The organism is Edwardsiella sp. A.80236 (assembly GCF_044540725.1).
Lineage (GTDB): Bacteria > Pseudomonadota > Gammaproteobacteria > Enterobacterales > Enterobacteriaceae > Edwardsiella > Edwardsiella tarda.
Window position 1 is genome coordinate 179,036 of record NZ_JBIUCY010000006.1, and the last position, 8,339, is coordinate 187,374.

Genomic DNA, 8,339 nt, shown 5'->3' on the forward strand with positions numbered 1-8,339 from the left:
CATGTGCGGTATTGTCGGTATCGCCGGTTTTACGCCGGTAAACCAGTCCATCTATGATGCATTGACGGTGTTGCAGCATCGCGGCCAGGACGCCGCAGGCATCGTTACCATCGATGATAACCATACCTTTCGCCTGCGTAAGGCTAATGGGCTGGTGAGCGATGTGTTCGAGGCGCGTCACATGCAGCGCCTACAGGGAAATATGGGGATAGGGCATGTGCGCTATCCCACCGCCGGCAGCTCCAGCGCCTCCGAGGCGCAGCCGTTCTATGTGAATTCCCCCTTTGGCATCACCTTGGCGCATAACGGTAACCTGACTAATGCCCATCAGTTGAAGCAACAGCTGTTCGAGCATGCCCGGCGCCACGTCAATACCTCCTCCGACTCCGAAATCCTGTTAAATGTGTTCGCCTATGAGTTGGATCGCTACGATAGCTATCCGCTGAGCGAGGAGAACATCTTTGCCGCCGTCGCCGCGACGCACCGCCAGATCCGCGGGGCCTATGCCTGCGTGGCGATGATCATCGGTCATGGCATGGTCGCCTTCCGCGACCCCAACGGTATCCGTCCGCTGGTGATCGGTAAGCGCGATCTGGCGGATGGCCGCACCGAGTATATGGTCGCCTCGGAGAGCGTGGCGCTGGATACGCTCGGCTTCGACTTTATCCGTGATGTGGCGCCGGGGGAGGCGATCTACATCAACACGCTGGGGCAGCTGTTTACGCGCCAGTGTGCGCAGGAGCCGAAGAATCACCCCTGCCTGTTTGAGTATGTCTACTTCGCCCGTCCAGACTCCTTCATCGACAAGATCTCCGTCTATAGCGCCCGGGTACGCATGGGGCAGAAACTGGGCGAGAAGATCGCGCGTGAGTGGGAAGATCTGGATATCGATGTGGTGATCCCGATCCCGGAGACCTCTTGCGATATCGCCCTACAAATCGCCCGTATTCTGGATAAGCCCTACCGTCAGGGGTTCGTTAAGAATCGCTATGTCGGCCGTACCTTCATCATGCCGGGTCAGCAACTGCGGCGTAAGTCGGTACGCCGTAAGCTGAACGCTAACCGTGCCGAATTCCGCGATAAGAATGTGTTATTGGTGGATGACTCCATCGTGCGTGGCACCACCTCCGAACAGATCATCGAGATGGCGCGTGAGGCGGGCGCCCGTCGGGTCTACCTGGCTTCCGCTGCGCCAGAGATCCGTTTCCCGAATGTGTATGGCATCGATATGCCGAGCGTCAGTGAGCTGATCGCGCATGGCCGTGAGGTGGATGAGATCCGCCAGTTGATCGGCGCCGATGGCTTGATCTTCCAAGATCTCGACGACCTGGTCGACGCGGTCCGCGAGGATAATCCCGACATCGAGCAGTTCGAGTGCTCGGTATTTAATGGCGTCTACATTACGCGCGATGTGGATCAATCCTACCTGGATTATCTGCAGTCGCTGCGCAGCGACGACAGCAAGGCGTTGAGCAATCAGCAGCAAGCCGAGGATTTGGAACTGTATAACGAAGGCTAACGCACGTTTCGTCTTCCTTTCCCGATGACGGGCCGCCGATGCGGCCCGTTTTCGCTTGCGCCATCTGCCGGCTTGCGGCAAAGTCGCAGCAGCAGAGTGAATGAGAGTGAGTAACGGGCGATGAAACGACTGATTATCGGTATCTCCGGCGCCAGTGGCGTGATTTACGGGATCCGTTTGCTAGAGGTGTTGCGTAGCCACCCAGAGGTAGAAACCCACCTGGTGATGAGTCAGGCGGCACGCCAGACCTTGGCGTTGGAGACGGATCGCAGCCTGCGTGAGGTCTTGGCCTTGGCGGATGTGGTGCATGACGTGCGCGATATCGCCGCCGCGATCTCCTCCGGCTCCTTTAAGACCGCCGGCATGGTTATCTTGCCTTGTTCCATCAAAACCCTCTCCGGCATCGTGCATGGTTACAGCGATACGCTATTGATCCGCGCCGCCGACGTGGTGTTGAAGGAGCGTCGACCATTGGTGCTATGTGTGCGAGAGACGCCGTTGCATCTGGGGCATCTGCGTATGATGACCAGTGCCGCCGAGTTGGGGGCGGTGATCATGCCGCCGGTACCCGCCTTCTACCACCGTCCACAGCGGATCGAGGAGATCATCGATCAGACGGTGAACCGGGTATTGGATCAGCTGGATATCACCCTGCCGCACGAGTTGTTTCCTCGTTGGCAGGGCGGGCATCGGACGCCAGATAGCGCGACCTGAGGCGCTTATTGGGCGGCGATATCGAATTGCGTGCCGTTGACGGCGGCGGCCGCCGGTGAACAGAGCCAGAGCACCAGATCCGCGATGCTGTGCGTCGTGGCGGGGCAACCGGGGATCTTCTCGTCACGCGTCGCTGTGAGCGACGGGAGTGGGGTTGTGACGCTGGGGATCAACTGATTGACCGTGATGCCTTGTGGCCCGAGATCTTGCGCCATGGCTCGGGTGAGGGCGCCCAGCGCGGCCCGTCCCATGGCACAAAGCGCGTCGCTGTGATCGGCCTCTTGCCGTGTGCTGCTGATATGGATGATGCGTCCCCCTGCCGGCATCTGGCGTGCGGCCAGTTGGCTGGTGAGAAACACCGCCCGGACATTGATCTCCATGCTCTGTTCAAATTCACGCAACTCGATCTCATCGAAGGGCTTGCAGATGATCACGGCGGCGTGATTCACCAGAATATCGATGCGCCCCCACAACTCCAACGTGCGGGTGATGGCGCGCACGCAGGTCTCTGGATTGCGTGCGTCGGTACGCAAGGCGACGGCTTCGCCCCCCTGCTGGCGGATCTGGGCGGTCAGTAACCGGGCTTCCTGCTCCGAGTGGTGGTAGGTCAGCGCGACGCGTGCGCCCGCGGCGGCGAGTGCGCGGACGATGGCCGCGCCGCTCCCCTGTGCGCCCGCAGTGACCAGCGCGACTTTATCGTGCAATAAGGCTTGGTTCATAGATGCTCCACTAATGGGGCGCCGTGCCCGAATCGGGTACCCGGGGGATCGTAGCCGCCGACACTTGTCGCCGCGGCTAGGTATAGCGCCAACTGTCGCGGGGACTCTGTACGGTCTACACCGTCTAGAGGCACCCGACCATCAGTGTAGTCAACGTGCTACATCGCTCCGGACGTCCGGTGCGCTCGCATGCACATTCGATGCTTTACCCGGCTATTTGACGATGTCATCCAATGCCTCGCGCAGATCGTAGTAGCGGAAACCGAATCCTGCCTCCTCCAGGCGACGTGGCAATACGCGCTGGCCGCCGAGCAACATCAGGCTTGCCTCACCCAATAGGGCGCGTAGCGCTAGCGCCGGTACCCGCATCAGGGTGGGGCGCCCCAAGACCTCGCCCAGTGTCGCGACAAACTGCTCATTGCGTACCGGGTAGGGTGCCGTCATATTAAACGGCCCATGCAGGGTGGGATTATCGAGCAAGTAAAGGATGGCATTGATCATGTCATCGATATGGATCCACGACAGATATTGATGGCCGCTGCCCAATTCGCCGCCGAGCCCCAGGCGGAATAACGGCAGCATTCGCCCCAAGGCCCCGCCATGCGGAGCCAGCACGATGCCGGTGCGCATCAGGCAGACCCGAGTCTGCTCGCTCTCGGCCTCGCGAGCCAACGCTTCCCAACGAACACACAGGCGATGGGTGAAATCGTCTACGGGTGCGTCATCTTCATTGAGTGGCGTATCGTCCTGATTGCCGTAATAGCCGACGGCAGATCCGGAGAGTAACACGCTGGGCGGACGTTGGCTGGCTCGGATCAGGCTGGCCAGGCGTTGCGTGATCTGCCAGCGGCTATCGCATAGCCGCTGTTTCTGCGCGGCACTCCAGCGTTTATCGACGATCGGCTCCCCGGCGAGGTTGATGACGGCGTCGTAGCCATCCAACGTGCTGAGGGTATCGAGCGAGCTCAGCAGGGTGACCGCCTCGCCGAGCCGTTGCCGGGCTCGCGTCACGTCACGCGTCAGGGCAGTCAGCTGATGGCCAAGGATCTGTAGTCGGGCGCAAAGCGCGCTACCGATAAGGCCGGTGGCGCCGGTGATCAAGATCTCCATAGGTAGGCTCCTTGCGGTGCACGCCGGTGCACCATCCGCGTCGCTTAATCCCCACGGCTATAGCGCATGGTCAGGGAGACCGAGTCGGCATAGCGCAGGGCGTAGAGTTTATCGACCTCTACTTCAGCATAGGTGACCCAGGGATGTTCACAAGCGATGGTTAACACATCCTGCGTCAATTTCTCTAGCAGCGCGAAACGGTTTTGCTCCACATGGGCGATGATCCGTTTGGTGATGGTGCGATAGTTGAGCGCATCGGCGATATCTTCGCTGTGGCGAGCCTGCTGGGCTGGGTAGTGGATCGCGATGTTGATCACCACGTCCTGGCGGTTGGCGATCTCCTCTTCCTTGATACCGATGAAGGTACGTAGACGCAGGTTCTTGATTTTAATGATGGCATCGGGAAAGTGTTGACTCATAAGACATCCTGGATGGTAACAACAACAGTGGGCGGTACGGGCCGCCCGTGCTCATAAATGTAGGCGGTTACGCCTGGGCGAGTCGGTAGGCGCGCTGGGTCGCGGGGCGCGCCTGGATAGCGTGGAACCAGCGCGTGACCGCCGGGTAATCGGCCAGATCGACCCGTTGGCGCGCATGCGGTACCACCCAGGGGTAGGTGGCCATATCGGCGATGCTGTAGTCCTCGCCCGCCAGGTAGGCATGGCGTTGTAATTGACGCTCTAGCACGCCGTACAGGCGTAATGCCTCCGTCTGGTAGCGCTCGATGGCGTAAGGAACCGGTAACGGGGCATAGTAGTTAAAATGGTGATTCTGCCCGAGCATCGGGCCGAACCCGCTCACTTGCCAGAACAACCACTGTAGGGTGTCGGCGCGCGTACGCAGATCGCTGCCGAGGAAACGCCCACTCTTCTCTGCCAGATAGAGCAAGATGGCCCCAGACTCGAACAAACTGAGCGGCGCGCCGCCATCGGCCGGTTGCTGATCGACGATCGCCGGGATCTTGTTGTTGGGCGAGATGGCGAGAAACTCAGGGGAAAACTGTTCGTCGGCATCGAGCGCGACGCGGTGTAAACGGTAGGGGAGATCGCACTCTTCCAGAAACAGGGTAATCTTGTGGCCATTGGGGGTCGGGGCATAATAAAGATCGATCATCATCTCTTCCTGCGAGTGGGGGGATGTCTGGCGACTATAGAGCAAATCGCAGGGGGAAAAAAGGACGATGTTAACAGATTGTTTTCTTATAGCACGGATTTAGCTTGTACGGCATTTATCGCCAATGAGCGGGTAAGCTGGCGTTTCGCGGCGGATGAAACATGGCATACTGTGTCCGAGAGGGCGCCGCTGTCGCCGGACGTTGCGTGTATGCCTGCCCGCTGTTGACTGCCATCAGGAGTGTTTATGAATGCCTCTGCGATAGTGCTCTATTCCGATAGCCGTTATCTGAGTCCCTATGTGATGTCTGTCTTCGTCGCCCTGCAAGAGAAAGGGCTGCGTTGCGAATTGATACCGGTCGATCTGGCCGAAGGAGAGAACCGCCAGGAGCCCTATGCGGAGATCTCGCTAACACGCCGTGTCCCTACCTTACTGGTCGAGGGCTTTGCCTTGTCGGAGTCTTCCGCCATCTGTGAATACTTGGATGAAACCTTTTGTGCACCGTACTATGCGCCACTCTATCCGCGTGAGCGGCAGCCTCGCGCATGGGCGCGTGAGGTGCAGGCCTGGCTACGCAGCGATCTGGCCGCGTTGCGCCGGGAGCGGCCCAGCGAGGTGGTCTTCCGCGCTCAGCGCTTTGCGCCACTCTCCGCCGAGGCGGAGTATGAGGCAGCTCGCCTGGTGGCGGCGGTGGAGCGTCTGTTACCGCCTGGGCGGCAGAATCTATTCGGCGAATGGTGCATCGCGGATACCGATCTGGCGTTGATGCTAAACCGTTTAGCGTTGCATGACGACGGCCTGCCCGAGCGCTTGGCGGAGTATGCGCATTTTCAATGGCAGCGAGCCTCGGTATGCCAGTGGCTGGCCTTGGGGCGGCGCGGCGCCTGAGGCTGGTGTCCGCTTCCCGGGCTGGGTACACTGTGCCTTAGCAGGATGCTCTCGGGTTGGGGGCAGGCTATGGTCGATTGTTTGTTGAGAATTCCACGATGAAACTGATGTTTATCTCCGATATCCACGGCTCGCTCAGTGCGACGGAACACGCTTTGTCGCTGTTCGAACGCAGTGGCAGCCACTGGCTGATCCTGTTGGGGGATGTGCTGAATCACGGGCCGCGTAATCCGTTACCGGATCGTTACGATCCGCCCGCAGTCGCCGAACGCCTGAACGGTTATGCGTCTCGCATCATCGCCGTGCGCGGCAACTGCGACAGCGAGGTCGATCAGATGCTGCTTAACTTCCCGTTGATGGCATCGTGGCAGCAGGTGCTGTTGCCGCAGCGGCGTTTGTTTCTGACTCACGGCCATCTTTATCATCCGCAACAGTTGCCGCCGCTGGCCGCTGGCGATGTGCTGGTCTACGGTCATACTCATCTGCCGCAGGCGCAGCGCCAGGGGGAGCATATTTACTTTAACCCCGGATCCATCAGCTTGCCGAAAGGGGGCAACGTGCCGAGTTTCGGGATGCTGGAGGGGAATCAGATGTGGGTTCAGGCCCTGCACGGTACAGAGAGACTGGCAGAGGTAAGATGGTAATTTGCTTTGGCGAGGGGCCATGCCACCGCAGGGTGCAGAGGCAGAGTGCGCGTGAGCGCGAGTGAGAATGAGTCATAGGGTAGCAGAGGATGGTGGATCAACAGGTTAACCGCGAGATCGAGTGGGTGGACATCGTCGATGAACACAACGAGGTGATCGCACAGGCCAGTCGGCAGCAGATGCGTGCGCAGCAGCTACGTCATCGCGCCACCTATATCGTGGTGCATAACGGTATGGGGCAAATCTTGGTGCAGAAGCGGACCGAGAGTAAGGATTTCTATCCCGGCTGGATGGATGCCACCGCCGGCGGCGTGGTGCAGAGTGGCGAGAATATGCTGGAGTCGGCGCGCCGGGAGGCGGAGGAGGAGCTGGGGATCGCCGGAGTCCCCTTCGCCGATCATGGGCTGTTTTACTATCAGCAAGCGGATTGCCGGGTGTGGGGGGGGCTATTTAGCTGCGTCTCTCATGGCCCCTTCGCCTTACAGGAAGAGGAGGTGGAGTCGGTCTGTTGGATGACGCCACAGGAGATCGCCGCTCAGTGTGATAGCTTCACACCCGACTCTATCCATGCCCTGTCGTTGTGGATGGCGCGTAACAGTGAGGGTGAGGCGCCTGCGTTATGTACGCGTTGCAGCGAGGTGGATGCGAGCCAGCCTCCGCTGGTTTCGACCCCGCGTCCTGCCGAGCAGGAAGCCGGCGATGACGCCGACCCCGTAGGTAGCGAACAGGCATGATCCTCGTGCTGTGCCGCGAATCAAGCCATCATCAGGCATAAGGCAATCATCAGGTTTATAAATGGCATTTGCTACAATTGTCACATCTATTTGTTATTTAAAAAGTTACCGTGAGAATGGGATTTTTACATAAGGAAAAATGATGAAACCTGTATTGCCTCTGGTCGCTGGCATGATGCTGGCCGCCCTTTCCTCTTTACCGGCTCAGGCGGGCTTATTCTCTTCATCCGAGGTGGATGCGGAAAAGCAAGCGGTACAACTGGCGCGCGAGACTGTAAACGGTGAGTATCAACTGCTGACGGTGCAGGAGCTGAAGCAGTGGATGGATGAGAAGAAGCCGCTGCTGATCGTCGACACCATGCCGTTTGCCGACTCCTATAAGAAACAGCATATTCCGGGGGCGGTGAACATGGCTTTCCCGATGAGCGACATGAACGTATGGGATAAGGCGACCATGGGGGCGACGACCCAGGCCGATTTCCTCCGTCTGCTCGGCACGGACAAGGCCCGTACGCTGGTGTTCTACTGCGGCTTCGTCAAGTGCGCGCGTTCACATAACGCCGCGTTGTGGGCTAAGAAGCTGGGCTATCAGCATGTCTACCGTTTACCGGGCGGTATCACCGCATGGAAAGAGGCGGGCTATCCGCTAGAGAAGGGCGGGACGGCGGCGCCGACCGGAACCGCACAGAGCGATGCGGCTAAGGGCGCGACCTGTACTCAGGGATGTTAGGCGCGGCGTTATGCCCTCATCTCCGCGCGTGACGCGTGCGACGCACGCTTTGATCGCCATAAAAAAGGCTCCCCTGAGGGAGCCTTTTGGTTGTCAGCTTTAAACCACCTCCTCGGGAGGTGGTGATTGTCCCTGTGAGGCTATAGCCTGAAGGAAGCCCATGCCAGA

10 protein-coding genes are annotated in these 8,339 nt (G+C 59.5%); 6 read left to right on the top strand and 4 right to left on the bottom strand.

Annotation, left to right across the window (positions count from 1 at the left end; genetic code table 11):
* Position 1: 1 nt before the first annotated feature.
* Both purF and ACEQFP_RS07725 read left to right on the top strand, forming a co-directional pair.
* Positions 2 to 1,519: an amidophosphoribosyltransferase gene (gene purF / locus ACEQFP_RS07720; RefSeq protein ID WP_370547288.1), complete on the top strand. Its 1,518-nt coding sequence runs from the start codon at positions 2 to 4 to the stop codon at positions 1,517 to 1,519.
* Positions 1,520 to 1,639: 120 nt separating this feature from the next.
* Positions 1,640 to 2,233, top strand: coding sequence for a UbiX family flavin prenyltransferase (locus tag ACEQFP_RS07725; RefSeq protein ID WP_005288309.1), 594 nt, complete (start codon positions 1,640 to 1,642; stop codon positions 2,231 to 2,233).
* Positions 2,234 to 2,238: 5 nt separating this feature from the next.
* Here the strand turns inward: ACEQFP_RS07725 and ACEQFP_RS07730 are convergent, their stop codons facing one another.
* The 4 genes from ACEQFP_RS07730 to ACEQFP_RS07745 all read right to left on the bottom strand — a co-directional run bounded on the left by ACEQFP_RS07730 (position 2,239) and on the right by ACEQFP_RS07745 (position 5,175).
* Positions 2,239 to 2,952 carry an SDR family NAD(P)-dependent oxidoreductase gene (locus ACEQFP_RS07730; RefSeq protein WP_047059437.1) on the bottom strand — a complete coding sequence of 238 codons (714 nt, stop codon included), beginning with the start codon at positions 2,950 to 2,952 and terminating at the stop codon, positions 2,239 to 2,241.
* A 213-nt stretch (positions 2,953 to 3,165) separates the two neighbouring features.
* Positions 3,166 to 4,062 carry a TIGR01777 family oxidoreductase gene (locus ACEQFP_RS07735; protein ID WP_035599356.1) on the bottom strand — a complete coding sequence of 299 codons (897 nt, stop codon included), beginning with the start codon at positions 4,060 to 4,062 and terminating at the stop codon, positions 3,166 to 3,168.
* Between the two features lie 44 nt (positions 4,063 to 4,106).
* Positions 4,107 to 4,481, bottom strand: a complete 375-nt coding sequence (gene folX / locus ACEQFP_RS07740; protein WP_035599353.1) for a dihydroneopterin triphosphate 2'-epimerase — start codon at positions 4,479 to 4,481, stop codon at positions 4,107 to 4,109.
* 67 nt (positions 4,482 to 4,548) lie between these two features.
* A complete protein-coding gene (locus ACEQFP_RS07745; protein ID WP_097364461.1) occupies positions 4,549 to 5,175 on the bottom strand; it encodes a glutathione binding-like protein in 627 nt (208 codons plus the stop codon).
* 246 nt (positions 5,176 to 5,421) lie between these two features.
* On the opposite strand from ACEQFP_RS07745, the gene yfcF reads away from it, so the two are divergent.
* The 4 genes from yfcF (at position 5,422) to ACEQFP_RS07765 (ending at position 8,171) form a co-directional block, all read left to right on the top strand.
* Positions 5,422 to 6,063 carry a glutathione transferase gene (yfcF, locus tag ACEQFP_RS07750; protein ID WP_370547289.1) on the top strand — a complete coding sequence of 214 codons (642 nt, stop codon included), beginning with the start codon at positions 5,422 to 5,424 and terminating at the stop codon, positions 6,061 to 6,063.
* Between the two features lie 98 nt (positions 6,064 to 6,161).
* On the top strand, positions 6,162 to 6,707 hold the full coding sequence (gene yfcE, locus ACEQFP_RS07755) for a phosphodiesterase (protein WP_141111445.1): 546 nt from the start codon (positions 6,162 to 6,164) through the stop codon (positions 6,705 to 6,707).
* A gap of 89 nt (positions 6,708 to 6,796) precedes the next feature.
* Positions 6,797 to 7,441 (top strand): NUDIX hydrolase YfcD, encoded by a 645-nt coding sequence (gene yfcD / locus ACEQFP_RS07760; protein ID WP_370547291.1) that lies wholly within the window; start codon positions 6,797 to 6,799, stop codon positions 7,439 to 7,441.
* Between the two features lie 142 nt (positions 7,442 to 7,583).
* Entirely contained in the window at positions 7,584 to 8,171 is a 588-nt protein-coding gene (locus tag ACEQFP_RS07765; protein ID WP_005294559.1) for a rhodanese-like domain-containing protein, read from the top strand.
* Positions 8,172 to 8,339 lie beyond the last annotated feature (168 nt).